This window comes from Sphingomonas sp. CL5.1 (genome assembly GCF_013344685.1).
Classification (GTDB): Bacteria; Pseudomonadota; Alphaproteobacteria; order Sphingomonadales; family Sphingomonadaceae; genus Sphingomonas.
Map to the genome: position 1 here is coordinate 2359491 of NZ_CP050137.1, position 25355 is coordinate 2384845.

The 25355-nt window shown below is 68.8% G+C and carries 24 protein-coding genes and 1 riboswitch; of the genes, 13 read left to right on the top strand and 11 right to left on the bottom strand.

The features are described 5' to 3' along the window. Window positions 1–55 precede the first annotated feature (55 nt). Together F9288_RS11465 and F9288_RS11470 are read left to right on the top strand one after the other, a co-directional pair. Complete coding sequence (locus F9288_RS11465) at window positions 56–1456, top strand: M20/M25/M40 family metallo-hydrolase (RefSeq protein ID WP_174836917.1); 1401 nt, start codon at window positions 56–58, stop codon at window positions 1454–1456. A 75-nt stretch (window positions 1457–1531) separates the two neighbouring features. After that, the gene (locus F9288_RS11470; protein ID WP_174836918.1) at window positions 1532–2842 is read left to right on the top strand and encodes an MATE family efflux transporter; all 1311 of its coding nucleotides are present in this window, start codon (window positions 1532–1534) and stop codon (window positions 2840–2842) included. A gap of 1 nt (window position 2843) precedes the next feature. Here F9288_RS11470 and F9288_RS11475 read toward each other — a convergent pair whose 3' ends face one another. The 3 genes from F9288_RS11475 to F9288_RS11485 form a co-directional block, all read right to left on the bottom strand. After that, window positions 2844–4382, bottom strand: coding sequence for an amidohydrolase family protein (locus F9288_RS11475; RefSeq protein WP_174836919.1), 1539 nt, complete (start codon window positions 4380–4382; stop codon window positions 2844–2846). A gap of 115 nt (window positions 4383–4497) precedes the next feature. Beyond that, on the bottom strand, window positions 4498–5274 hold the full coding sequence (locus tag F9288_RS11480; protein ID WP_174836920.1) for an ABC transporter ATP-binding protein: 777 nt from the start codon (window positions 5272–5274) through the stop codon (window positions 4498–4500). Further along, window positions 5268–6260 (bottom strand): iron ABC transporter permease, encoded by a 993-nt coding sequence (locus F9288_RS11485; protein ID WP_174836921.1) that lies wholly within the window; start codon window positions 6258–6260, stop codon window positions 5268–5270. Before F9288_RS11485 ends, F9288_RS11480 begins: the two co-directional genes overlap by 7 nt. A gap of 53 nt (window positions 6261–6313) precedes the next feature. Here F9288_RS11485 and F9288_RS11490 point away from each other — a divergent pair, with 53 nt between their 5' ends. Then, the gene (locus tag F9288_RS11490) at window positions 6314–7156 is read left to right on the top strand and encodes an ABC transporter substrate-binding protein (protein WP_254620848.1); all 843 of its coding nucleotides are present in this window, start codon (window positions 6314–6316) and stop codon (window positions 7154–7156) included. 154 nt (window positions 7157–7310) lie between these two features. Here F9288_RS11490 and F9288_RS11495 read toward each other — a convergent pair whose 3' ends face one another. From F9288_RS11495 to rpsF, 4 genes are all read right to left on the bottom strand, one after another. Continuing rightward, window positions 7311–9317 carry a TonB-dependent receptor gene (locus F9288_RS11495; protein ID WP_174836923.1) on the bottom strand — a complete coding sequence of 669 codons (2007 nt, stop codon included), beginning with the start codon at window positions 9315–9317 and terminating at the stop codon, window positions 7311–7313. Between the two features lie 179 nt (window positions 9318–9496). Next, a riboswitch (cobalamin riboswitch) is annotated at window positions 9497–9716 on the bottom strand. 145 nt (window positions 9717–9861) lie between these two features. Continuing rightward, complete coding sequence (gene rplI / locus F9288_RS11500; RefSeq protein ID WP_174836924.1) at window positions 9862–10458, bottom strand: 50S ribosomal protein L9; 597 nt, start codon at window positions 10456–10458, stop codon at window positions 9862–9864. 11 nt (window positions 10459–10469) lie between these two features. After that, window positions 10470–10694, bottom strand: coding sequence for a 30S ribosomal protein S18 (gene rpsR, locus F9288_RS11505; RefSeq protein WP_007403456.1), 225 nt, complete (start codon window positions 10692–10694; stop codon window positions 10470–10472). Continuing rightward, the gene (gene rpsF, locus F9288_RS11510; protein ID WP_174836925.1) at window positions 10694–11095 is read right to left on the bottom strand and encodes a 30S ribosomal protein S6; all 402 of its coding nucleotides are present in this window, start codon (window positions 11093–11095) and stop codon (window positions 10694–10696) included. Before rpsF ends, rpsR begins: the two co-directional genes overlap by 1 nt. A 198-nt stretch (window positions 11096–11293) precedes the next feature. Between rpsF and F9288_RS11515 the strand changes: the two genes are divergently transcribed. The 3 genes from F9288_RS11515 to fabG all read left to right on the top strand — a co-directional run bounded on the left by F9288_RS11515 (window position 11294) and on the right by fabG (window position 14563). Continuing rightward, window positions 11294–12724: a glycosyltransferase family 39 protein gene (locus tag F9288_RS11515; protein ID WP_174836926.1), complete on the top strand. Its 1431-nt coding sequence runs from the start codon at window positions 11294–11296 to the stop codon at window positions 12722–12724. 50 nt (window positions 12725–12774) lie between these two features. Next, the gene (gene fabD / locus F9288_RS11520) at window positions 12775–13710 is read left to right on the top strand and encodes an ACP S-malonyltransferase (RefSeq protein WP_174836927.1); all 936 of its coding nucleotides are present in this window, start codon (window positions 12775–12777) and stop codon (window positions 13708–13710) included. A 112-nt stretch (window positions 13711–13822) separates the two neighbouring features. Continuing rightward, window positions 13823–14563, top strand: coding sequence for a 3-oxoacyl-[acyl-carrier-protein] reductase (gene fabG, locus F9288_RS11525; RefSeq protein ID WP_174836928.1), 741 nt, complete (start codon window positions 13823–13825; stop codon window positions 14561–14563). Here fabG and F9288_RS11530 read toward each other — a convergent pair. Then, window positions 14538–15767 (bottom strand): glycosyltransferase family 87 protein, encoded by a 1230-nt coding sequence (locus tag F9288_RS11530; protein ID WP_254620849.1) that lies wholly within the window; start codon window positions 15765–15767, stop codon window positions 14538–14540. The two genes, fabG and F9288_RS11530, sit on opposite strands and share 26 nt — an antisense overlap. Window positions 15768–15880: 113 nt before the next feature. On the opposite strand from F9288_RS11530, the gene F9288_RS11535 reads away from it, so the two are divergent. The 7 genes from F9288_RS11535 to F9288_RS11565 all read left to right on the top strand — a co-directional run bounded on the left by F9288_RS11535 (window position 15881) and on the right by F9288_RS11565 (window position 22957). After that, window positions 15881–16117, top strand: coding sequence for an acyl carrier protein (locus tag F9288_RS11535; protein WP_093663957.1), 237 nt, complete (start codon window positions 15881–15883; stop codon window positions 16115–16117). Window positions 16118–16274: 157 nt separating this feature from the next. Beyond that, a complete protein-coding gene (fabF, locus tag F9288_RS11540; protein WP_174836929.1) occupies window positions 16275–17534 on the top strand; it encodes a beta-ketoacyl-ACP synthase II in 1260 nt (419 codons plus the stop codon). 137 nt (window positions 17535–17671) lie between these two features. Then, entirely contained in the window at window positions 17672–18640 is a 969-nt protein-coding gene (gene mltG, locus F9288_RS11545) for an endolytic transglycosylase MltG (RefSeq protein ID WP_254620850.1), read from the top strand. Window positions 18641–18729: 89 nt separating this feature from the next. After that, window positions 18730–20187 (top strand): amidophosphoribosyltransferase, encoded by a 1458-nt coding sequence (purF, locus tag F9288_RS11550; RefSeq protein ID WP_174836931.1) that lies wholly within the window; start codon window positions 18730–18732, stop codon window positions 20185–20187. 14 nt (window positions 20188–20201) lie between these two features. Next, complete coding sequence (locus F9288_RS11555; protein WP_174836932.1) at window positions 20202–20918, top strand: SDR family NAD(P)-dependent oxidoreductase; 717 nt, start codon at window positions 20202–20204, stop codon at window positions 20916–20918. Window positions 20919–20963: 45 nt separating this feature from the next. Further along, window positions 20964–22064, top strand: coding sequence for a glutamate 5-kinase (gene proB / locus F9288_RS11560; protein WP_174836933.1), 1101 nt, complete (start codon window positions 20964–20966; stop codon window positions 22062–22064). Further along, entirely contained in the window at window positions 22061–22957 is an 897-nt protein-coding gene (locus tag F9288_RS11565; RefSeq protein WP_174836934.1) for an NAD(P)-dependent oxidoreductase, read from the top strand. Before proB ends, F9288_RS11565 begins: the two co-directional genes overlap by 4 nt. A 57-nt stretch (window positions 22958–23014) precedes the next feature. Here F9288_RS11565 and F9288_RS22170 read toward each other — a convergent pair whose 3' ends face one another. From F9288_RS22170 to glk, 3 genes are all read right to left on the bottom strand, one after another. After that, on the bottom strand, window positions 23015–23644 hold the full coding sequence (locus F9288_RS22170) for a PEPxxWA-CTERM sorting domain-containing protein (protein ID WP_254620851.1): 630 nt from the start codon (window positions 23642–23644) through the stop codon (window positions 23015–23017). Window positions 23645–23766: 122 nt separating this feature from the next. Further along, window positions 23767–24390 (bottom strand): bifunctional 4-hydroxy-2-oxoglutarate aldolase/2-dehydro-3-deoxy-phosphogluconate aldolase, encoded by a 624-nt coding sequence (eda, locus tag F9288_RS11575; protein WP_174836935.1) that lies wholly within the window; start codon window positions 24388–24390, stop codon window positions 23767–23769. Continuing rightward, window positions 24390–25355, bottom strand: a complete 966-nt coding sequence (glk, locus tag F9288_RS11580) for a glucokinase (RefSeq protein WP_174836936.1) — start codon at window positions 25353–25355, stop codon at window positions 24390–24392. Before glk ends, eda begins: the two co-directional genes overlap by 1 nt.

Here is a 25355-nt window from a genome sequence, read left to right on the forward strand (position 1 = left end):
CGGGCTGGAGAAAACTCCATAGCTGCCTCATCATAATTCGAACGGGGAGACGAACATGAAGTCACTGGTGATGACGACGGGCGCGCTGCTGCTGGCGCAGACCGCGATGGCGCAGACCCCGACGCTCAGGCCCGATCAGCAGGCGTTCCGTGCGATCTATCAGGAGTTGGTTGAAACCGACACGAGCATCACCAGCGGAAGCTGCACCGATCTCGCGGCGAAGATCGGCGCGCGCTTCAAGGCGGCGGGCTTCAGCGACAGCCAGATCACCTATTTCTCCGTGCCCGAGCATCCCAGGGACGGCGGCGTCGTCATCGTTTATCCGGGCACGTCGCAGGCGGTGAAGCCGATGCTGCTGCTCGGCCATATCGACGTGGTGACGGCCAAGCGCGAGGACTGGACGCGCGATCCGTACAAGATGATCGAGGAGAACGGCTTCTTCTATGGTCGCGGCACCGCCGACATGAAGGCGATGGACGCGATCTGGATCGACACGCTGCTGCGCTTCAAGGCGAGCAACTACAATTCGAAGCGCACGGTGAAGCTGGCGCTGACCTGCGGCGAGGAGACGACCGGCGCGTTCGACGGCGCGGAATGGCTCGCCAAGAACAAGCCGGACCTTATCGCCGCCGAGTTCGCGCTGAACGAGGGCGGCGGCGGCCGTGCCGGGCCGGACGGCAAGCCGATCGTCATGTCGCTCCACGTCGGCGAGAAGATCGTCCAGAACTACCGGATCGAGGCGACCAATCCGGGCGGACACAGCTCGATCCCGATCCGCGACAATGCGATCTACGAACTGGCCGACGCGCTGGTGAAGATCCGCGACTACGAGTTCCGCACGCAGGTGAACGACACCACCCGCGCCTATTTCGCCAAGTCCGGCGCGGCGCGAAAGGACGAGATCGGCGCGGCGATGCTCGCGGTTTCGAAGAACCCGGCGGACACGGCGGCGGTGGCGATCCTCAACAAGGATCGTTCCTATCACTCGATGCTGCGCACCACCTGCGTCGCGACCCTGCTCGACGGCGGCCATGCCAACAACGCGCTGCCGCAGCGCGCGGGCGCCAACATCAACTGCCGCATCTTCCCCGGCAATGACGTGGAAGCGATCCGCGCCGAGCTGGAGAAGGTGATCGGCGATCCCAGGATGAAGGTGACGCTGACGCCGCCGATCCGCCCGGCCGCCGTGCCGCCGACGCTCGATCCCAGGATCGTCGGCCCGGCCGAGAAGCTGGTCGCCAAATATTATCCCGGCGTGCCGCTGGTGCCGACCATGTCGACCGGGGGCACCGACGGCATCTATCTGGAGACGATCGGCATCCCGTCCTATGGCCCGCCGGGTCTCTACAACGATCCCGAGAGCGGGGCGCATGGCCTGAACGAGCGGATGCGGGTCGACGCGGTCTATAAGGGGCGCGACTTCCTGTTCGACCTCGTCAAGGATTATGCCGGCTGATGTGAACGCATCGCCCCGCCGGAAACGACCGGCGGGGAGTGGCGTCGCCCCGCCGGTCGTGGGATGGCGCGGGCGATGACACCGCTGACTCGCCGCGATATCTTCGCCCAGGCCTGGCCGATCATCCTCGGTCAGGTGCTGGTGCCGCTGGTCGGGGTGGTCGATACCACGGTGATCGGGCGCACCGGGAACGCCGCGACGCTGGCGGGGGTCGCGCTGGGCGTGACCACCGTCAACCTGATCTTCTGGACCTTCGGCTTCCTGCGCATGGGCGTGACCGGCCTCACCGCGCAGACGCTCGGCGCCGGCGGCGGGGAGGAATTGCGCGCCTTGCTGCTGCGGGCGTTGCTGCTCGGGCTGGGGCTGGGCATCGCGCTGCTGGCGCTGTCGCCGGCGATCGTGCCGCTCGCGCTTTCGCTGATGCAGGTGCCCGCGTCGGCGGCGGAGGCCGCGCACGGCTTCACCACCGCGCGCTTCGCCGGGGCGCCCGCCGCACTTGGCTTCTACGTCCTCAACGGGTGGCTGCTCGGGCTGGGCCGGACGCGGCTGGCGCTGGCGTGTCAGGTGGCGTTCAACGGCGTCAACATCGCGCTAGACGTGCTGCTGGTCGCCGGCTTCGGCCTTGGCGCATGGGGCGCGGGAATCGGGACGTCGATCGCCGAATGGGTCGCGCTGGCGAGCGGCCTATGGGCGGCGCGGCATGTGCTGGGGCCGGGCTGGTGGCGGATCGGGCGGCGCGCGACATTCGCGCCGGGCGCGTTCCGACGGCTGCTTTCGGTCAACGCCGACATCATGATCCGCACGGTGGCGCTGCTGTTGCTGTTCACCTGGTTCGCGCGCGCCGGGGCGCGGCTGGGCGCGGTGCCGCTCGCCGCCAATCATGTGCTGATGCAGTTCGTCAGCGTCAGCGCCTTCGTCCTCGACGGTTTCGCCTTCACGGCGGAGGCGCGCGTCGGGGCGGCGACCGGCGCGGGATCGCGCGCGGCGTTGCTGCGGGCGGCGCGGCTGACGGGGGAGTTCTCGCTGGCCGGAGGACTGGTCTTCGCCGGCGTCATTGCCGCGACTGGACCGTGGCTGATCGCGCTCGTCACGCACGATCCGGCGGTGCAGCGACAGGCGCTGGCGATGCTGCCCTATTGCGCGCTGGTGCCGCTGTTGGGGATGCCGAGCTGGCTGCTCGACGGCATCTTCATCGGCGCGACGCGTGGGCGCATCTTGCGCAACGCGGCGCTCGTTTCGGTGGCGCTCTATCTAGTGACCGACACGATGCTGCGCGGGTGGGGCGATATCGGCGTGTGGATCGCGCTGCTGGCGAGCTACCTCTATCGCGCGGCCGCGCTGGGCGTGGCGCTGCCCCGGCTGGTCAGGAGCGTGGAAGCGGCGTAGCTCACTTCGCCTTCTGGTCGGGCAGCCGCGTCTTCCCCCAGAACCCCTCGGGCATCTCTGTATATTTCTCCAGCCCGGCGCGATGGATGGCGAGATCGGATTCGCGTTGCGCCGCTGTCAGCACCTTGTCCTCGTCCACCGTCAGCACCTTGCGATCACGCATCAGCACCCGGCCGTCGACCAATACGGTCGAGACGTCCTCGCCATTGGCGTAATAGACGATGCGATAGACCGGCATGTTCATCGGCGTCAGGTGCGGCTTGAACCAGTCGACCAGGATGACGTCGGCCTTCTTGCCCGGTTCGAGCGAGCCGATCTCCTTCTCCAACCCCAGCGCCTTGGCGGCGTCGATCGTCGCCATTTCCAGCACCTTGCCGGCGGGCAGCACCTTGGCGTCGTGGAAGTAGAACCGGTGATAGCGCGTCGCCTGGAACATGTGGCGGAACATGTCGAAGCTGCGATCCGGCGCGACACCGTCCGAGCCGAGCATGACGACTGCCCCGGCGTCGATCAGCTCGGTCGTCGGATTGCGGCCGTACATGGAGAAGACCGCGCTGGGATTGTGCGAGATGCGCGTGCCGGTGGAGGCGATCAGCCTGATCTCCTCGTCGGTCAGGCTGGTGGCGTGCGAGAAGATCGCGTCCGGGCCGAGCAGGCCGAGCACGTCATTGGCATATTTCACCGTGCCGCGCGTGTGGCCGTCCTGCAGGAACAGGACATGGTAGCGTTTCGACAGGTCGCGCGCGGCGTGGGCCTCGCGCTTCACCTCGTCCAGCGCGGCGCCTTCCAGTTTCTGGTCCGGGCTGATCGTCGGGAACACCACCGCCATCTTCACCCGGCCGTCCGCCGCGCCGTTCCATTTGCGGATCAGTGTTTCCGACACCGCCATCTGCTTGTCGAACGGCACCGCGACGTCATGGTGCGCCGTGCCGTTCCATTCGGTGAAGGAGCTGGGATAAGGGCCGCGACGCGGGCCGACGCCGAGAAACCAGCGGACGCCGATATCCTTGACGCCGTCGAGATAGGCGTCGCCGTATTTGGGGTCGTCCACACGATAGACGTCCGCGCCACCGCCGAAGAAGTTGACCGAGGTGGTGACACCGAATTTCAGCCGCTCCAGCCCGGCGAGCATCGCGTCGGCGCGCCAGAAATCCGGCGTGGAGCCGTGCGCGTACATGCGCTCGGCGATATCGTTCCAGTCGTCGCTGTCGGCGCCGAGCGACTTGAGCAGTTCGTGGCCGGCATGACCGTGGCCGTCGATCAGCCCCGGCATCACGATCTTGCGGCGCGCGTCGATCACCTCGCGCGGGTGGAAGCGCGCCTTCAGCTCGGCGGTGGTGCCGACGGCGGCGATGCGATTGCCGACGATCGCCACCGCGCCGTCCTCGATCACCCGCCGCGCCGGGTCCATGGTGATGACGGTGCCGTCCGCGATCAGGATATCGGCCGGTTCGGGCGCGGCCGCGCCGGCCGGGGCGTGGAGCGCGAGCAGCGCGGCGGCGAGAGGAAATGCCCTGATCGAGCGGCGAACGTCGTCCATTTCCATCTCCCCCCATCGCCTTGCCCGCTCGATAGGCCGCTATTCCATCATCCGAAAATTAAATGTCTGCATGGCTTTTATCGCGAACCGCAATGGAAGGGCAGGGGCCGATCACTCAATCCTGGCTTCGGCCCAGCGCGGTGATCGTCGGCCAGTCGCCGTCAAGCTCCACGCGGGCGCGGATGCCATAGACGGTTTCGAGGTTGGCGGGAGTCAGCACCTCGCCCGGCGTGCCTTCGGCGATCAGCGTGCCGCGATCGATCAGGAGCAGCCGGTCGCAGTAGCGCGCCGCCATGGTGAGATCGTGGAGCACCGCGATCACGGCCGCCCCGCCGCGCGCCTCGGCGCGGAGCAGTTCCATCACGTCGATCTGGTGACCGGGATCGAGGCTGGCGAGCGGCTCGTCGGCGATCAGCGCGGGCGCCTCCACCGCCAGCGCGCGCGCCAGCAGCACGCGCGCGCGCTCGCCGCCGGAAAGATTGGTGGCGAGGCGATCGCGCAGCGGCAGCACGTCGGTGCGCGCCATCGCCCGCTCGATCGCGGCCTTATCGGCATCACGGATGCGCGACATCGGCCCGAGGTGCGGCAGCCGGCCCAGCCCGACCAGCCGCTCCACCGACAGTGGCCAGTGCAGCGTCTGCCCCTGCGGCAGATAGGCGATGCGCCGCGCCAGCGCCGGGCGCGGGATCGCGGCGATATCCTCGCCGTCCAGCGTTATCCGGCCGCCACGCGGCACCAGCGCGAGCATCGCGCGGGCGAGCGTCGATTTGCCCGCGCCGTTCGGGCCGACGATGCCGGTCAGCTCGCCCGGCACGAACGTGGTGCTCACCTCGCGCACGACCGCGCGGCGCCCGAGCGTGACGCCGATCTGTTCGAGACGGATGCTCACCACAGCCGCCGCTCCCGCATGAGATGGACGAGGAAGACGGGCACGCCGAGGAAGGCGGTGACGACGCCGAGTTTCAGCTCGTTGCTGGTATCGATCAGCCGCACCGCGAGATCGGCGAAGGTGAGCAGCGCCGCGCCGCCGATCGCCGAGGGGACGAGGATCGCGGACGGGCTGCGATCGGTCAGCGGGCGCACGAGATGCGGCACGATCAGCCCGATGAAGCCGATCGCGCCCGACACCGCCACCGCGCCGCCCACGCCGATCGCGGTGCCGGCGAGCAGGCGCAGCCGGGTGCGGCGCAGGTCCACGCCGAGCGTCTGCGCGCCGTCCTCGCCCAGCGTCAGCGCGTCGAGCGCGCGGCCGTCCCACAACAGCAGCGCCATGCCGGCCGCGATGCACGGAAGCGCGATCCATAGATGCTCGAACGAGCGGTTCTCAAGGCTGCCGAGCAGCCATGTCATGATCTCCATCGCCGCGAACGGATTGGGCGAGAGGTTGAGCGCAAGGCTGACCCCGGCGGTCGCCAGCGTGCCGATGGCGATGCCGGCGAGGATCAGGGTGAGCGGGCTTTCGGAACGTCCGGCAAGGATGAACAGCGGCGCCAGCGCGAGCATCGCGCACGATACGGCGAGCAGCGGCAGCATCACCGGATGCAGCCCGGCCAGCCCGAAATAGATCGCGGCGACCGCTCCCAGCGACGCCGCGTTCGACGTGCCCAGCACCGAAGGCTCGGCGAGCGGATTGCGCAGATAGCCTTGCAAAGCCGCACCGGCGAGGCCGAGCATCGCGCCGACCGCGAGGCCCAGCAGGGTGCGCGGCATCCTGAGATCGAACAGGATGGTGGTGGCGATCGGATCGCCGTGACCCGCGAAGGCCGCGATCATGCGCGGCAGCGACAGGCCGACCGTTCCCAGCAGCAGCGAGCCGGTCGCCGCGAGCAGGGTGAAGGCGAGCAGGCCGGCGATCAGCAACGGGCGGGACGGCGTCATGCGGCGCACCCGTTGCGCTTGCCGGCGGCGGGGAGTCGGTTATGGAAGCGCTCATGCTGCGATACAGGCTTCTCGCGCTTGCCCTGCCGCTGGCCGCGTTGGGCGGCGCCGCGCTCCATGCGGCGACGGCGGCCGGTTCCGCGCCCGTGGTCAGGCCGAAGCGGATCGTCTCGCTCAACCTGTGCGCGGACCAGCTCATCCTCGCGCTCGCCGATCGCGATCAGATCGCCGGGCTGACGCGCAGCGCCACCGATGTGGAAATGTCGGGCGAGGCGGCGCGCGCGCGCGGGTTGCCGCTCCTCTCCAATTCGGCCGAGCAGATACTGGCGATCGACCCCGATCTGGTCATCGGCATGCCCGCGCGGGGCAGCGCCGCGATGGCGGCGCTCAAGGGGCATCATTACCATATGCTCGATCTGGAGATCGCCGATACGCTCGACGGCGTCTATGCGTCGATCCGCCAGACCGCCGCCGCTGTGGGCCATCCGGAACGCGGCGAGGTGCTCATCGCGCGCATGGAGCGCGACCTCGCGCGGATCGGCCGGCCGGGCAGGGGCAAGGTCGCGGCTTACTATCAGCGGCGCGGCTTCATGACGGGGACCGGCACGCTGATCGACGAACTGATGCGCCGCGTCGGGCTGGTGAACCTCGCGACGAAGCTCCACAAGCCGGCGCTGGCGCGGGTGAGCCTGGAGGAGATGGTCGCCGCGCGGCCCGATTTCCTGATCGTCGAAAGCGCCACCGATCGCGTCACCGATCAGGGCACGGAGATGCTGCATCATCCGGCGCTCGCCGGCATCCCGCGCATCAGCGTGCCGGAGGCGTGGACGGTCTGCGGCGCTCCGGCCTATGTCCTCGCGGCGAAGCGGATCGCGGAGCAGATCGAACGCCGCTAGGACCGCGCGGCATTCGATTCCGGCGTCCCGCGAATGGCGCTTTCGCATGCTTCCGGCGCTCCCGCCGGCGCACCGGCGTTCCGCCCGCCGAACCGGCGCTACGCCAGCATCGGGATCGTCGCCGGTGCGGAGCTTCATTGCCGTCTCCCGCCGATCAGAACGTCACGCGCACGCCGCCATAGGCCGCGCGGCCGGGCGCGTTGTACGTGAACACCTCCTGATATTTCCGGTCGAGCAGGTTCTCCACGCGACCGAAGACCTGGACATGCGCGCCGATGTCGTAGCTCGCGTTGAAATTGACGAGCGTATAGGCCTTCAGGTCCACCAGCAGGCGCGAATAGTCGGAATTGAAGGCATAATCGCGCTGGCGGCCGTTGTAGCGGACGGTCAGCGTGGCGGTCAGCGGCAGGGACTTCGGCGCATAGGTGGCGTTGAACGAGGCGACGTCCTTCGGCCGGCGGACCGCCTGGCCGGTGATCGGCACCGGGAACTGGAAGCTGCCGTCGCCCGGCGCCGGCCCGGCGAGCGCGTCGATCGTCTGCGGCGCGTTCAGGTAGGTGTAGCTCGCGTCCAGCCGGAAATCGGAAACCCGCGCGGAGGCATAGACTTCGACGCCCTCCTGCCGCGTCCGGCCGCTCTGGTTGTAGCTCTGCTGAATATAGGTGCCGCTGCCGGAATCATAGACGTAGGTCGTGTCGATCTGGTCGGTGAAGATGTTGTTGAAATAGGTCGCGCCGATCGTCACCGACCTGTCCAGCAGCGACTGCTCGACGCCCGCTTCCCAGCCCTTCGACTGTTCCGGCCGCAGCGCGGGATTGCCGATGTAGAGGCCGCTCGTATAGCCGAACAATTCGCCCGGCGTCGGCGCCTTGATGCCGGTGCCGTAGGCCGCGTGGAAGCGCGTGCCGCCGGGCAGGAGATAGCTGGCGGTCGCGCGATAGGTCGCGGCATCGCGGAAGCGGTTGTAGTCGTCGATCCGCGCGGAGGCGCCCAACGCGAGGCGATCGTCCACCGTCACGTCATAGCTGGCGACATAGCCGCGGGTCTCGAGGACGTGCGTGCTCTGGTCGGCATAAGCGGTGGTGTTGCGGAATTCCTGCCGCTCGTAATCCATCGCCAGCGTGAAGCGGTTCTTCACATGGTCGCTGCCGAAGCGCACCGTGCTGTCGAAGGTCGCGCGGTAGCGGCGACCGACGTCGCCGGACGGGCCGTAGGGGCCGTCGAAGTCACGCCGGTTGTCGGTGATCGCAGCGGTGGCGGCGTTGGTCCAGGCGTCGTCGAACAGGCTCCACGTCGCCCCGACCAGCCCGTACCAGCCGCGATTGCGCGCCGTGTCGCCCGGCGTGTCGATCGCGGTGATGACCGGATAGCCCTGCACGATCGGCGAGGTGGGGGCGATCTGCTGATCGTTGAGATCGGCGTGGGTGAGGCTGTAGCGGCCGACGGCGGTCAGCTTGAAATTGGCCGCGGGCGTCCAGTTCAGCTTCGCCGACGCGCCCAGGTTGTCGGAGCCGACGTCGAGCTTCCCGCCGGGCGCCACGGGATAGCCGTCGGTCTGGTAATAGCTGGTCGTGAGCGCATAATCGAACTGGTCGCCGACCACGCCGCCGGCACGCGCGCCGCCGGAGAAGGTGCCCATCGAACCGCCCTCGGCGCGGAGCGAATAGCCCGGCTTCTCGCGGCCCGAGAGCGTGGTGTAGGTGATGACGCCGCCGATCGCGTCCGAGCCGTAGAGCGAGCTTTGCTGGCCGCGCAGCACCTCGATCCGCGACGCCTCGTCGTTGAGCAGCGTGCCGAAGTCATAGGTGCCGCTATAGGGGTTTTCGGCCTTGATGCCGTCGATGAACACCAGGGTTTGATTGGCCTCGGCGCCGCGGATGCGGATATCGATCAGCCCGCCGATCGCGCCGTTGCGGTTGACCGCCACGCCTGGCACGTCGCGCAGCACGTCGGCGACGATGCGCGTCTGGCGGTCCTGCATCTCCCGATCGTCGATCACGGTGACCGACGAGCCGATCAGGTCGAGCGGGATCGCGTCGCCTGAGCGGCTGGCGGTGACGACGACATCGTCGCCCGCCGCCGCGTCCACGGCCGCCATATCCTCGGCATGGGCCTGACCGGCGATGACGATCGCCAGCAACGAAACATAACTGGTCTTCATGGGTATTCCCCCCGCGGCGTCGCGAGCCTGACGGAGGGAGCGGCCGCCCGATGCGAGCGGTCGGCGTGCGATGGTGAGCGGACGCCAATGCACCCACCCGCGCGCCGATGCGGCCCCCGCCGCATGTTCGCCGCTCAGACGGATGGATACCGTGCCCCGGTCTCTCCCTGGACCAAGGCAAGAGCGACCAATACGCCGGCAGGTCTCCTGGCTCGCGGGTCACGGCCCGATGCACGCCTTCCCAGGTTGCCCCAGTGGCCGCCCGGACGAATCCGGGCAGTGCATCGCGCTCGCCGCTTACAGTTGCAGGGACAGCCCCGGATTCGGCGCGCCTTTCGGACGTGCCTCACCGCGTTCCCATATTAAGCCCTTTCGGGCACCGGCGCGATCTTGCGAGGAATGACTTCCTCAGGCGCGCCCATAGCGGAACTGCGGCACGGCGCAATGATGAAGATGGACTCTCGTTCAACGGAGGGGCCGGAGCAGCGAAAAGGCCCGCCGGATCGCTCCGACGGGCCTTTTCCTGTCCACGAGGAGAGAGGGCTTACGCCTGCTCCGCTTCCTCCGGCTGAACCTCGGCGGTGGCGCCCGGCTCGGCGTTGGGATCATAGTTCTCGGTGAAGCCGCCCTGATCGCGGCCTTCCTCGAACATCTGCGCCGTCACGTCGACGCCCGAGGCCTGAAGCTCGGCTTCCTCCGGCGAGCGGGCGACGTTGACCTTCACCGACACCGCCACTTCCGGGTGCAGCGCAACCTTCACCTCGTACACGCCGATCGCCTTGATCGGGCGATCGAGCACGACCTGGCTCTTGGCGACCTTGTGCTTGTCGGCCACCAGCGCCTCGACGATGTCGCGCACCGCGACCGAGCCGTAGAGTTGGCCGGTGTTCGACGCCTGACGGATGATCGTCACGGCGACGTTGTTGAAGCCCTTGGCCTCCTTCTCGGCGTCGACGCGGCGGTTCGCGTTCTCGGCCTCGATGCGGGCGCGGTTGGCCTCGAACACCTTGCGGTTGGCCTCGTTGGCGCGCAGCGCCTTCTTGTTCGGCAGCAGGTAGTTGCGGGCGAAGCCGTCCTTCACCTTCACCACATCGCCGATGGTGCCGAGCTTTTCGATGCGCTCAAGCAGAATCACGTCCATAAGAGCGCTCCTTACTTCACGACGTAGGGCAGCAGGCCCAGATGACGCGCGCGCTTGATCGCCTGGGCGAGTTCGCGCTGCTTCTTCGCCGACACGCTGGTGATGCGCGACGGCACGATCTTGCCACGCTCAGAGACGAAGCCCTGGAGCAGCCGGACGTCCTTGTAATCGATCCGGGGCGCGTCCTTCGCGGAGAAGGGGCAGCTCTTGCGGCGGCGGAAGAACGGACGGGCCATTATGCGAGCTCCTCTTCACGGTCACGACGCGGGCGCTCACCGCGCTCGCCACGCTCGGCGCGACGCTCGCGGTCACGCTCCTGCTTGCGCATCATCACCGACGGGCCGGCCTCATGGGCGTCGACCTTGATGGTCATGTAGCGGATGATGTCCTCGTTGATCTGGTTCTGGCGCTCCAGCTCGGCGATGGTGTCGCCGGGGGCGTCGATCTCGATCATCACGTAATGCGCCTTGCGGTTCTTCGCGATGCGATAGGCAAGGCTGCGCAGCCCCCAGGTCTCGGTCTTGACGACCTTGCCCTCGTGGGCCTCGACGATCTTGGTGGCGGCTTCCGCCAGCGCGTCCACTTGCGCCTGCGCCAGGTCCTGGCGCGCAAGGAACACGTGCTCGTAAAGAGCCATCTGCTTTCCTTCGTTGACCGATCGCTGACATGGCCCCGTGCCATGCCCCTCCGGCTGTCGTCACAACAAACAATCTCGCGGGCGAAGGATCGCTCCGCCGCCCGTGAAGGCGCGTCCCTTAGCGGAAAGCGACGGAAAGGCAAGCGCGACGGCGGCCCTTAAACCAAATCTCCATCGCTGGTCGGCTAGGGGCGGCGCATGACATTGGCTGGCTCGCGGATATCATGGCGCTGGTGCGCGCTGCTCGTCGCGCTGGCGGCGCTGGCGCTGTGGATCGGCTGGGTCGGGTTCATCGCATCGGACGATTCGCTTTATTATGCCGGCGCGCGGGCGTGGCTCACGCACCCGCCGGCGGCGGGGACGGACCATTGGTCGACGCGCTTCCCGTTGCTCCTGCCCTTCGCCGCCATCATCGCCGCGCTCGGGCCGGGCTTCGCCGCCTTCGGGGTGACGGCGGTGCTGTTCTATATCCTGCTGGTGACGCTGACCGGCCTGTTCGCGCGGAGCGTCGGCGGGCAACGCGCGGGATGGATCGCGGCGCTGCTGATCGCGACGCTGCCGGTGGTGATCGTCTATGCCTCGACCGTCAGCGTCGATCTGGCCGAGGCCGCCGCGCTGGTCGGCGGCGCGCTGCTGCTCGGCGGCGCGGCGGACGATCGCGCGGGGCTGTGGCGCGGTATTGGCGCTGGGCTGTGCTTCGGCATCGCGATCCTGTGCCGCGAGACGAGCGTGCTGCCGCTCGTCGCCTTCGCGCCGATGCTGCTGATCGGGCGCCCGGTGCCGCGCCGCGTGCTGGTCGCGATGGGCGTCGGCGTCGCGCTGGTGCTGGGGGCGGAGGCGCTGTTCCAATATGCCATGACCGGCGATCCGCTACGCCGCTACGGTATCGCCTTCCATCACGACGAGCATATCGACCGCGCCGCCAATCTGGAGGGTAATTTCCTGTTGTGGCCGCCGATCGACCCGCTGCTGGTGCTGCTGGTCAACGACGATTTCGGGCTGCTGTTCTGGCTCGCGGGGATCGCCCTCGCGTTCGGCGCCGCGCGCGGGCTGGAGCCGGGCGCGCGGCGGCGGCTGATCGTGCTGGCGGCGATGGCGGGGGCGAGCTTCCTGCTGGTCGCGGCGCTCTACACCAAGCTGGTGCTCAACCCGCGCTACTTCACGCTGGCGGCGGTCGCGGCGGCGGTGGTGCTGGCGCTTTGGCTCGACCGGCTCGCGGCGCGCTGGCGGGCACTGCTGCTCGCCGCCATCGTCGGGAGCAACCTGCTGCTGCTGAGCGTCGGCAACCGCCATCCGCACTGGGAGATGGAGGTGCTGGTGGACGCCGCGCGCAGCCACCCGCGCGAGATCGTGGCGGGCGATCCGCACGAGGTGCGCCGCGCGGAGATACCGATGGCCTTCGCGCATCTCGCCAACCTCCGCTACGCGCCCACCCGGCCGGGCGGGCTGGTCGTCGCGCCGGCCACATCCGCGCCGCCCGGCACGATCGTCGCGCATTATCCCGTCCCGCCGACGCGGCTGGGGCAGGTGCTGCGCGCGCTCGGGCTGGAGGCGATCGTTCCCGCGCCCGTCGCGCGGCGCATGTTCGCGCCGGGCGCGGAAATGGTGCTGGTCCGCACGCGAGGTTGACCCCGCGCCGTTCCCGCGCTTACGCCGCGCGCTTCGATCAGGGAGGCATCATGCGCGCGTTCATCTTTCCGGGGCAGGGCAGCCAGTCCGTCGGCATGGGCAAGGCGCTAGCCGACGCCAGCGGCCATGCCCGCGAGGTGTTCGAGGAGGTCGACGAGGCGCTCGGCCAGAAATTGTTCCGGCTGATGACCGAAGGCCCGGCGGACGAACTGACCCTCACCGAGAACGCCCAGCCCGCGATCATGGCCAACGCCATCGCCACCTTGCGTGTGCTGGAGCGCGAGGGCGGTGTGTCGCTGGCCGACAAGGCCGATTTCGTCGCGGGGCATTCGCTGGGCGAATATAGCGCGCTGTGCGCGGCGGGGACGTTCGACCTCGCGACCACCGCGCGGCTGCTCAAGCTGCGCGGGCAGGCGATGCAGGCGGCGGTGCCGGTGGGCGAGGGCGCGATGGCAGCGCTGCTCGGCGCGGACCTCGAAAAGGCGCAGGCGATCGCGGCCGCAGCCGCCGAGGGGCAGGTCTGCACCGTCGCCAACGACAATGATCCGTCGCAGGTCGTCATCAGCGGCGCGAAGGACGCGATCGATCGCGCGGTGGCGATCGCCAAGGATCACGGCGCGAAGCGGGCGCTGCTGCTCCCCGTTTCCGCGCCGTTCCACTGCCCGCTGATGCAGCCCGCCGCCGATGCGATGGAGAAGGCGCTGGCCGACGCGCGCATCGCCGCGCCGCTGGTGCCGCTCTACTGCAATGTCGACGCTAGGGCGGTGAGCGACGTCGATGCGATCCGCGCCGGGCTGGTGCGGCAGGTGACGGGCATGGTGCGCTGGCGCGAATCGATGCTGGCGATGCAGGACGCCGGGGTGGGCGAGTTCGTCGAGTTCGGCGGCAAGGTGCTCGGCCCGATGGTCAAGCGCACTGCGCCCGACGCCAATGCGACCAGCGTGGTGTCGATGGACGACATCGAAGCGCTGCTGAAGACGCTCTGATTCAAATCGCGGTTCTGGCCCGCTCCCCCACCCGCCTCCCATCGGCATCATGGCTGGGAGGCCGGGTGGGGGAACGGGCCGGAACCGCCTCCGATAATCGGGAGATTCTGGAATGTTCGACCTGACAGGCATGACCGCGCTGGTGACCGGCGCTTCGGGCGGGATCGGTTCGGCGATCGCGCGCGGGCTGGCGGCGCAGGGGGCGCGGCTGGCGGTTTCCGGCTCCAATGCGGAAAAGCTCACCGCTTTCCGAGCCAGCCTCGGCGGGGATCATGTCGCGGTGCCGGCGGACCTTTCCGATCCGGTTTCGGTCGATGCGCTGGTGCCGGCGGCGGTGGAGGCGCTCGGCGGGCGGCTAGACATCCTCGTCAACAACGCCGGGATCACGCGCGACAATCTCGCGATGCGGATGAAGGACGAGGAGTGGCGGCAGGTGATCTCGGTCAACCTCGAAGCCGCCTTCCGCCTGATTCGCGCCGCCGCCAAGCCGATGATGAAGCAGCGCTTCGGCCGCGTCATCTCGATCACCTCGATCGTCGGGCAGACGGGCAATCCGGGGCAAGCCAATTATGCCGCGTCCAAGGCGGGCCTCGTCGGCATGTCCAAGGCGCTGGCGCAGGAGCTGGCGAGCCGCAACATCACGGTGAATTGCGTCGCCCCCGGCTTCATCCGCTCGGCGATGACCGACGTGTTGCCGGAAGCGCAGAAGGCTGCGCTGCTCGGCAAGATTCCCGCCGGCGATCTCGGCACGGGCGAGGATATCGCCGCCGCCGTGGTCTATCTCGCGTCGAAGGAGGCGGGGTACGTCACCGGCCAGACGCTGCACGTCAACGGCGGGATGGCGATGGTGTGATACCCGCGAAGGCGTGATCGAGCAGCGCCATTCGCCGCACCGCGACGGCGAACAGCGCGAGCAGGCTCATCACGCCGAGCGGGATCAGCGTCAGATGGGCGATGCTCCGCGCGAACAGCGGCATCGCCCAGGCGATCGCCAGCACGCTCGCCTCCCAGCGCAGGAAGCCACGCGCGCGCCCGTCCGCGACGAGGAAGGCGATCGCCATTCCCGCGAGCGTATAGTCGTAATCGAGCGCATAGGGCGTGGAGAGCAGCGCGGCGGCGAGCACCACCGCGTTGCGCACCGCCGGCGTGGCGCGCAGCGTCGCGATCAGGGCGGCGAGCAGCGCGATGGCGGTGACGGCGCCCTGCACCGCATAGGCCAGCGCCACCGATCCGCCCAGCGCGCGCACCGCGCCGAACGCCGTCTGGATCTTCTCCCAGCCGGTGTTGCCGGCCTCGATCACCACGCTGCGGGTGAGCGGCAGCGAATCGAGGAACGCCTGCCACACCGGCCAGCCCCAGATCGCATAGGTCGCCAGCACCAGCGCGCCGGCGGACAGGATCGCGCCGGCCACCGCCCGCCGCCGCCCGCTCGCGAGCAGGACCAGCGGCAGCAGCACCGCGAATTGCGGCTTGTAGACAAGGCACCCGATCAGCAGCCCGGCGGCGAACGGCCTGCGTTCCAGCAGGAACAGCCCGCCGCCGAGCAGGGCGGCGGTGAGGAAGCCGTTATGGCCGTGGCCGAGGCACACCATCACCACCGGCGCGGCGGCGGCGATCAGCAGGGTCAGCCGGTGCGGCACGATGCGGGTGACGAGCCACAGCGCGGCCGCGAGCGTCACCGCCTGCCACAACACGAGCGCGGCGACATAGGGCAGCAGCGCGAGCAGCGTCGCGACGAGCAGGAACGGCGGCGGATAATGCCAGCCGTAGAAGGGAACGTGCGGATCGTGGTGCACCGCGCGCTGCACCGCCGCCTGCGCTCCCCAATCCCACGCTTCCGCCGCGTGGCCATGCAGCGCCATGTATCCCGCCGACCAGACGTTCGAGAAATCGGTGCCGAGCGGCCGGCCGAGGAAATCGCGCGTGCCGTGCGCGGTGGCGAACAGCGCGACGAACATCAGCACCGTCGCCGCGAGCGACATCCGCGCGACCATCGCGATGCGTCGCCGGTCGAGCCAGCTTCCGGTGGCGATCGCCTCGAACATGGGCATCTGCATGACGCCGATCCGTTAATGTTTCGCGGACGACTCCCCTGCCTCCCCCTTGCCAGTGGTGGGGCCGCGCTCTACGTGCGTGGGGCAACAGCAAACCTCGCAAGAAGGAACAGGGTATGAGCGAGACCGCCGACCGCGTGAAGAAGATCGTCGTCGAGCACCTCGGTGTCGAGGCCGACAAGGTGACCGAAGACGCGAGCTTCATCGACGATCTCGGTGCCGACAGTCTCGATATCGTCGAGCTGGTGATGGCGTTCGAGGAAGAATTCGGTGTCGAGATTCCTGACGACGCCGCCGAGAAGATCACGACCGTCAAGGACGCGATCAGCTATATCGACGAGCACAAGGGCTGATCCGGGGCTGACCTTTTCAGACCGGAACTGTCCTCAAACGCCCTGAGCTTGTCGAGGGGCTGCCGTTCGCCGATCATGGCGAACCGGCAGGACAGAGCTTCGACAGGCTCAGCCCCGCAGCGGGCTGGGCCTGTTGTTATTTTTCGGAGAGTTACGAATGCGCCGTGTCGTCGTCACTGGTCTTGGCCTCGTCACCCCGCTGGGGGCCGATGTGGAAACGGCCTGGGCCAACCTCATTGCCGCCCGTTCGGGCGCCGGCCCGATCACCCGCTTCGATGCGTCGGACCAGAAGTGCCGCATCGCCTGCGAGGTGAAGCCGGCCGATCACGAATATGGTTTCGATCCGTCGAAACGCGTCGACCACAAGATCCAGCGGCAGGTCGATCCGTTCATCATCTACGGCATCGATGCCGCAGGGCAGGCGCTGGAAGACGCCGGCCTGACCGAGATGAGCGAGGCCGAGCGGTTGCGCGCCGGCTGCTCGATCGGCGCGGGCATCGGCGGGCTCCCGGGCATCGCGAGCGAATCGATCGTCTGCGAAACCAAGGGGCCGGGCCGCGTCTCGCCGCATTTCGTGCATGGCCGGCTTATCAACCTGATCTCGGGGCAGGTTTCGATCAAATACGGGCTGATGGGGCCGAACCATGCGGTCGTCACCGCCTGCTCGACCGGCGCGCATTCGATCGGCGACGCGGCGCGGATGATCGCGATGGACGATGCCGACGTGATGCTGGCGGGCGGCGCGGAGGGGGCGATCTGTCCGCTCGGCATCGCCGGCTTCGCGCAGGCGCGCGCGCTGTCGACCGGCTTCAACGACACGCCGGAGAAGGCCAGCCGCCCCTATGACCGCGATCGCGACGGCTTCGTGATGGGCGAGGGCGCGGGCGTCGTCGTGCTCGAGGAATATGAGCGGGCCAAGGCGCGCGGCGCGAAAATCTATGCCGAGGTGATCGGTTACGGCCTGTCGGGCGACGCCTATCACGTCACCGCGCCGCACCCGGAGGGGTCGGGCGCGTTCCGCTCCATGGAGATGGCGATGCGCAAGAGCGGCCTCGCGCTGTCCGACATCGACTATATCAACGCCCACGGCACCTCCACCCCGCTCGGCGACGAGCTGGAGCTGGGCGCGGTGCGCCGCCTGTTCGGCGACGCGCTCGGCGGGCTTTCGATGTCCTCGACCAAGTCGGCGATCGGACATCTGCTGGGCGGCGCCGGCGCGGTCGAATCGATCTTCTGCATCCTCGCGATGCGCGACCAGATCGTGCCGCCGACGCTCAACCTCGATAACCCGAGCGAGAATTGCGTCGGCGTCGATCTCGTCCCGCATGTCGCGAAGAAGCGGCAGGTGAAGGCGGTGCTGAACAATTCGTTCGGCTTCGGCGGCACCAATGCCTCGCTGGTGATGAAGGCCGTATAAATTCTCCCTGTCGTCATGCCGGGCTTGACCCGGCATCCAGAGCCAAGACACCATCGCGCGTTGCTCTGGATGCCGGATCAGGTCCGGCATGACGTTTGACGATGGCGGCAGGCTCGGCACGGACGGAGGATAGGGCGGTGAGAAGGCTCGGGTGCCTTGGAACGCTGGTCGTGCTGCTGGGCGTCGTCACGCTCGGCTGGCTGACGCATGACTGGACCGGCGCGGGCCCGGCGCGAAAGCCGGTCGCGGTGATCGTGCCGGAGGGGGCGACCCTCGCCCGTGCGGCGAGCGAGCTTCAGAAGGCCGGCGCGATCCGCTCCGCGACGCGTTTCCGCGGCTTCGCGCGGCTCTTCGGCAACGGGCAGGCGATCAAGGCCGGCGAATATGCCATTCCCGCCCACGCCAGCGCCTCCGACGTGCTGGCGCTGTTGCAGGAGGGCAAGGTCCGCCAGCGGCTGATCCCGGTGCCGGAGGGCTATCCCTCGATCCTCGTCCACGAGGCGCTGATGAAGGCGGACGGGCTGGTCGGCGACGTGCCGGTGCCCGCCGAAGGCTCGATCCTGCCCGACAGCTATGCCTATCAGAAGGGCGATACCCGCGCCTCGGTCGTCGCGCGGATGCAGAAGGCGATGCGCGATTATCTCGCCGCCGCGTGGAAGCGCCGCAAGCCCGGCATCGCGGTGAAGACGCCGGAGCAGGCGATCATCCTCGCCTCGATCGTCGAGAAGGAAACCGGCAAGCCCAGCGAGCGGCGCGAGGTCGCGGCGGTCTATGCCAACCGGCTCAAGCGCGGGATGCCGTTGCAGGCTGATCCGACCGTCATCTACCCGATCACTAAGGGCAAGCCGCTCGGCCGCCGCATCCTGCAATCGGAACTGCGCGCCAAGAACGGCTACAACACCTATGCCCAGCCCGGCCTGCCGATCGGCCCGATCGCCAATCCGGGGCGCGCCTCGATCGACGCGGTGCTCGATCCTGCGCAGACCGCCGCGCTCTATTTCGTCGCGGACGGCACCGGCGGCCATGTGTTCGCCAACACGCTCGACCAGCATAATGCCAACGTGAAGAAATGGTACGCGATCCGCCGCGCGCGCGGGGAGATGTAGCGACGCGCGTGAATTGATCCCGTAACCGACCGTGACAAATCGGCGACAGCCACTATATGCGGCCCGGCACGACGCGAGCCTGGCCGGACATGCTGACCACAAACCCCTTCGATGACGACCATCTGCACGAGGAGTGCGGGATCTTCGGCGTTTCCGGCGCGGAGAGCGCCGCCGCGCTCGTGGCGCTGGGGCTTCATGCGCTCCAGCACCGCGGGCAGGAGGCGGCCGGGATCACCTCGTTCGACGGGGCGCAATTCCACACGCATCGCGCGATGGGCCATGTCGCCGGGAATTTCGATCGCGACGAGGTGATTCGCGCGCTGCCCGGCACCGTCGCCTGCGGCCATGTGCGTTATTCCACCACCGGCGAGACGGCGCTCCGCAACGTCCAGCCGCTCTATGCCGATCTCGCGTCCGGCGGGTTCGCGGTGGCGCATAACGGCAACATCTCCAATGCGATGCGCCTGCGCCGCGAGCTGGTGCGACGCGGATCGATCTTCCAGTCGACCAGCGATACCGAGACGATCATCCACCTCGTCGCGACCTCCAGCTACCGTTCGCTGCTCGATCGCTTCATCGATGCGCTGAAGCAGGTCGAGGGTGCCTATTCGCTGATCGTGATGACGCCGGAGGGCATGATCGCCTGCCGCGATCCGCTCGGCATCCGCCCGCTGGTGATGGGCAAGCTGGGCGATGCGGTCATCTTCGCTTCCGAAACGGTGGCGCTCGACGTTGTCGGCGCGGAGTTCGTCCGCTCGGTCGAACCGGGTGAGCTGGTGATCGTGCAGGGCGCGGAGATGCGCTCGATCCACCCGTTCGCCACGCATGCGGCGCGGCCGTGCATCTTCGAATGGGTCTATTTCTCGCGGCCGGATTCGATCGTCGGCGATCATTCGGTCTATTCGGTGCGCAAGGCGATCGGCGCGCAGCTCGCGATCGAATCGCCGGTGGACGCCGATCTGGTGATCCCGGTGCCGGATTCGGGCGTACCGGCGGCGATCGGCTATGCGCAGGAATCGGGCATCCCGTTCGAGCTGGGCATCATCCGCTCGCATTATGTCGGCCGCACCTTCATCCAGCCGGGCGACAAGGTGCGCCATCTCGGCGTGAAGCTGAAACACAACGCCAATCGCGCGCTGATCGCGGGCAAGCGCGTGGTGCTGATCGACGATTCGATCGTGCGCGGCACGACCAGCGTGAAGATCGTGCAGATGATGCGCGAGGCCGGGGCGGCCGAGGTGCATATGCGCATCGCCAGCCCGCCGACCAAGCATAGCTGCTTCTACGGCGTCGACACGCCGGAGCGCGCCAAACTGCTCGCCGCCAAGCTCGATCTCGCCGCGATGACCGGCTACATCGGCGCGGATTCGCTCGGCTTCGTCTCGATCGACGGGCTTTACAAGGCGCTGGGCGAGCAAGGCCGCGCTGATGTCCGCCCGCAATATTGCGACGCCTGCTTCACCGGCGATTACCCCACCACACTGACCGATCACGACGAACTGGCCGAGGTCGACCAGTTCGCCTTGCTCGAAGAGCGCGTCGCCTGAACCAGAGCATCGAGATGACCGAACAGAACAAGCCACTCGCGGGAAAGCTTGCGCTCGTGACCGGCGCCTCGCGCGGGATCGGCGCCGCGACCGCCATCGCGCTCGCCGAACGGGGCGCGCATGTCGTGCTCACCGCGCGCACCGCGAAGGAACTGGAGGGTGTCGAGGAAACCATCTTCGATGCCGGCGGGTCCGCGACGATCGCCCCGCTCGACCTGACCGAAACCGACGCGATCGCGCGGCTGGCGATGGCGGTGGCGGAGCGGTGGCAGGCGCTGGACGTGCTGGTGCTCAACGCGGCCATGCTCGGCTCGCTCGCGGCGGTGCCGGCGATCGACGCCAAGGAGCTTGCGGCGGTGCTGACGCTCAACGTCTCGGCGCAAGTCGCGCTGATCCAGGCGTTCGATCCTTTGCTCAGGCGCGCCGATGCGGGCAAGGTGATCGCGCTCACTTCGTCGGTCGGTCGCAAGCCGCGCGCCTATTGGGGCGCTTACGGCGCATCCAAGGCGGCAATGGAGACCCTCGTCGCGGCCTATGGCGACGAGGTGGAGGAGATCAGCCGCATCCGCACCGCGATCGTCGATCCCGGCGCGACGCGCACCGCGATGCGCGCGCGCGCCTATCCCGGCGAGGACCCGGCGTCGGTGAAGGAACCGCGGGTCGTGGCGGAGCGGATCGCCGCGCTGGCGGTGGAGGGATTCGCCGCGAATCATTTCGAGCGCGTCGGCTGAGAATCCGTTGTGCCGGGCGGGCGGCACGCGCTAACGCGGGCCGCGATGCTGTTCCCGCCCGATACCTGCCCCCGGATCGTCGTCAAGATCGGATCGGCGCTGCTCGTCGATGCCGAAGGCGGCGTGCGCCGCGCGTGGCTGGAGGGGATAGCGGCCGATATCGCGGAGCGGACGCGCGCCGGGCAACAGGTGGCGGTCGTCTCGTCGGGCGCGATCGCGCTGGGCGCGCGGCGGCTGGGGCTGGCCAAGGGCGGCCGCGCCAGCCTTGAGGATGCACAGGCGGCGGCGGCGACCGGGCAGATCGCGCTGGGCCACACCTGGGCCGAGGTGCTCGGCGGCGAGGGGCTGACGGCGGCGCAGATATTGGTGACGCTCGACGATCTGGAGGATCGCCGGCGCTACCTCAACGCGGCGGCGACGTTGGGGAGGCTGCTCCAGCTCGGCGTCGTGCCGATCATCAACGAGAATGACAGCGTTGCGACCGCCGAAATCCGCTTCGGCGACAATGACCGGCTCGCGGCGCGCGTGGCGCAGGCGGCGGGCGCGCAGGGCGTGGTGCTGCTGTCCGACATCGACGGGCTGTATGACCGCAACCCGGCGCTGCCCGGCGCGCGGCATATCGCGCGGGTCGAGCGGATCGACGCGCGGATCGCGGGGATGGCCGACGACGGCTCCGCGTCCGGCATGGGCTCGGGGGGAATGGTTTCGAAGATTCAGGCGGCGCGGATCGCGGGCCGGGCGGGGGTCGCGCTGGCGATCGCGTCGGGCCGGATCGAGCGGCCGCTGTCGACCGAGGCGCGGCACACGATCTTCGTCCCCGAGCGGCGCGCGCGGGCGCGCAAGGCGTGGCTGGCGGGACGATTGACCGCCAAGGGGGTCATCACCGTCGATGCCGGCGCGGCGCAGGCGCTGGCGGCGGGACGCAGCCTGCTCGCGGCCGGCGCGACTGGCGTGACGGGGCGGTTCGCGCGCGGCGATGTGGTGACGATCGAGGGGCCGGAAGGCGCGGTGGCGCGCGGGCTGGCCGAATATGATGCCGCCGACGCGATGCGGCTGCTCGGCCGACGGAGCGATGAGCAGGAGGCGATCCTTGGCTATGCCCCGCGCGCGGCGCTGGTCCATCGCAACCATATGGCGCTGCTGTGATCCTTGCGCTGACCGGCGCGACCGGTTTCGTCGGCGGCCATGTTGTCCGCCGCGCGCTGGAAGCGGGGCATCAGGTACGCGCGCTGGCGCGGCGGCCGCAACCGGCCCGCGATGGGGTAAGCTGGATCGCGGGCGCGCTCGACGATCCCGCGGCGCTTGCAGAACTGACCGCGGGCGCGGACGCGGTGATCCATATCGCCGGGGTAGTGAACGCACCCGACCGCGCCGGCTTCGCGGCGGGGAATGTCGACGGCACGCGCGCGATCGTCGCCGCCACGGCACCGGGGACGCGCTTCGTCCATGTCTCCTCGCTCTCGGCGCGCGAGCCGCAACTGTCGATCTACGGCTGGTCGAAGCGTGAGGCGGAAGAGGTCGTCGCGGCCTCCGCGCTGGCGTGGGATATGGTGCGCCCGCCCGGAATCTACGGGCCGGGCGACATGGAGATGCTCGACGTTTTCCGCTTCGCGCGGCGGGGCTTCTCGATCACGCCGCCGGCGGGGCGGGCGTCGTGGATACACGTCGACGACCTCGCCCGCTTGCTGGTGGTGCTCGCCGAGACGCCGGCCGGGCGGGCGATTTACGAGATGGACGATGGGCGCGAGGGCGGCTGGACGCATCATGCGTTCGCGGAAGCGGTCGGCGTGGCGCTTGGCCGCGCCGTCCGTCCAATCGCCCTGACGCCGGGCCTGCTGCGGCTGGGCGCGCGGGTCGATCGGCTGATACGCGGGAAGCGCGCCAGGCTGACTGCCGACCGGGTGGCCTATTTCTGCCATCCGGACTGGACGGTCGATCCCGCGAAACGCCCGCCAGCGGCTTTGTGGGCCCCGGCGATCGCGAGCGACACGGGGTTGCGCGAAACCGTTGAAAGCTATCGCGCGGCGGGGTTGCTGTAGCCGAAACTCGACCGGCGGCGCCATGCGGCCGCCGGTCGAGTTTCACGCGTCCAGGGGTCAGGCCGTGGCGGCCCGGCGGAAACGGATGCGCAGCCCAGCGCCGACCATGCCGAAACCCACGATCATCATCGCCCATGTCGCCGGCTCCGGCACGCCGCCGGCGCCGGAAACCAGCGCGGTGAAGCCGCCGGTGTTGTCGGCGTAATAGCCCGAGGTGCCCTGGAAGCCATAGGCATCGGCAAAGCCGAGATAGAACATCGTCGCGCCGGTGGGCACGGAGAAGGTGCCACCCGAGCCGATCTTGAAGATCGTGTCCACCCCGGCGCCGCTGCCGGTGAATACGCCGAGCAGCGCCAGCGACATGGGATCGTTGAAATTGCCGATCGAGGAGCCGGTCGCATTTGAGATGTTCGAGGTCAGCGAGAAACCGTCAGGCCCGTGCGCGCCATAGCCGCCGCCGGGGTCCGCCTGCCCCGTGGCGGTGATCGTCAGCGTCTGTCCGCCGGAAACCGCAAGCGAAGGTGGCAATATGCCCGCGCCTCCCCCGGCCGATGGTATCGAGCCAAGCCCCGCCGCGAAGATATTGGCCTGTGCGTCGACATAGACCGAGGTGGCGGCGAACGCCGGGCTGGCCAGGGGCGCGGCGGCCAGGGCGACGCCACACATCAATTTCGAAAGAGCACGCATCTGACTGATCCTTTGCAAAGCCAAGATCAGGCGACACGGCCCGTTTTTTTGAGTCGCCTCCGGCGCTTTCTACACGCGATTAACCATGATTCACAGGGATATTCCGTGCCATATTGGCACAGTCAGCCGCGCAACCTTGCGGCTGCTCGCGCCTTGGACTCCACCTCCGCCATGCTTGCGCCGGCCGGCGTCACCCAGCTTCCGCCGACGCACAGCACGCGATCGAACGCCAGCCAGTCACGCGCGCTCGCTTCGGTGATGCCGCCGGTGGGGCAGAAGCGGCACTGGTGGAAGGGGGCGGCGAGCGCCTTCAGCGCCTTCAGTCCGCCGGAGGTTTCGGCGGGGAAGAACTTGAAACGGGTAAGGCCCAGATCCAGCCCCCGCATGATGTCGCCGGCGGTCGCGACGCCGGGGAGGTAGGGGACGCCGCTGTCGATCACCGGTCGGGCGAGCCGCTCGGTGAGGCCGGGGGACACGATGAACTCTGCGCCTGCGTCCATCACCTGTTCGAACTGCTCGGTGGAGACGACGGTGCCGGCACCGACGATCGCGCCCGGCACCTCCTTCATCGCGCGGATCGCGTCGAGCGCGGCGGGGGTGCGTAGCGTCACCTCCAGCACGCGCAGGCCGCCTGCGACGAGCGCCTCGGCCAGCGGTTGCGCCGTCGCCGCATCGTCGATGACGAGCACGGGAATGACCGCGCTGGCGCGCATGATCGCGTCGATCGCGGGAAGGGGGGCGGACATCAGCTATGCTCCTGGGCGAAGGCGGCGGCGGCGCCGAACAGGCCGGGCTGGGGGTGGGTGATGAGCTTTACCGGGATGGCGGCCATCATAGACTGGAACCGCCCCTTGGCGACGAAACGGTGCCCGAAGCCGGAGCGCAGCAGCCGGTCCTTGATCCGGAGGCCAAGCCCCCCGGCGATCACCACCCCCTTCGCGCCATGCGCCAGCGCGAGATCGCCCGCCACCGCGCCGAGCGCGAGGCAGAAGCGATCGAGCGCGGCGAGCGCGATCGGATCGCTGCCCTCCAGTGCCTCCTGCCAGATCGTCTTGTCGTCCCGCGCAGGGACGGCTCGCCCTTCAAGCGCGGCCAGCGTCTCGTAGATCGCGACGATGCCTGGCCCGGCGCAGACGCGCTCGGCGGAAACGCGCGTAAAACTGCCGCGCAGCCGCTTCACCAGCGCGTCCTCGATCGCGTCGAGCGGGGCATAATCGATATGGCCGCCCTCGGTGGCGAGGACGTGATAGCGATGCGGCGTGCGCAGCACCTGCGCCACGCCCAGCCCGGTGCCGGGGCCGCAGACGGTAGAGACGCCCTCCGCCGGCAGCGGATCGTCCGGGCCGCAGAGATGCTCGAACTGGTCGGGCGGCAATTGCGCCGCGGCATGGCCGACGGCGCCGAAATCATTGATGACCGTATAGGTATCGACGCCGAGCCGTTCGGGGATCAGCGACGGGCGGATCACCCAGGGATTGTTGGTCAGCCGGATTACGTCGCCGGTGATCGGCGAGGCGATCGAGAGCGCCGCCGCGCGGGGCAGGGGGCGATCGAGTGTCGCGGCGAATGCCTGCCACGCGGTTTGCAGCGAGGCGTGTTCCGCCGTCTTGAACGTCACCGGCTCGGCGAGGCGCGTCACCTTGCCGCCCCCCACTTCGGCGATGGCGAAGCGGGCATGGGTGCCGCCGATATCGACCGCTACGACCTCCAC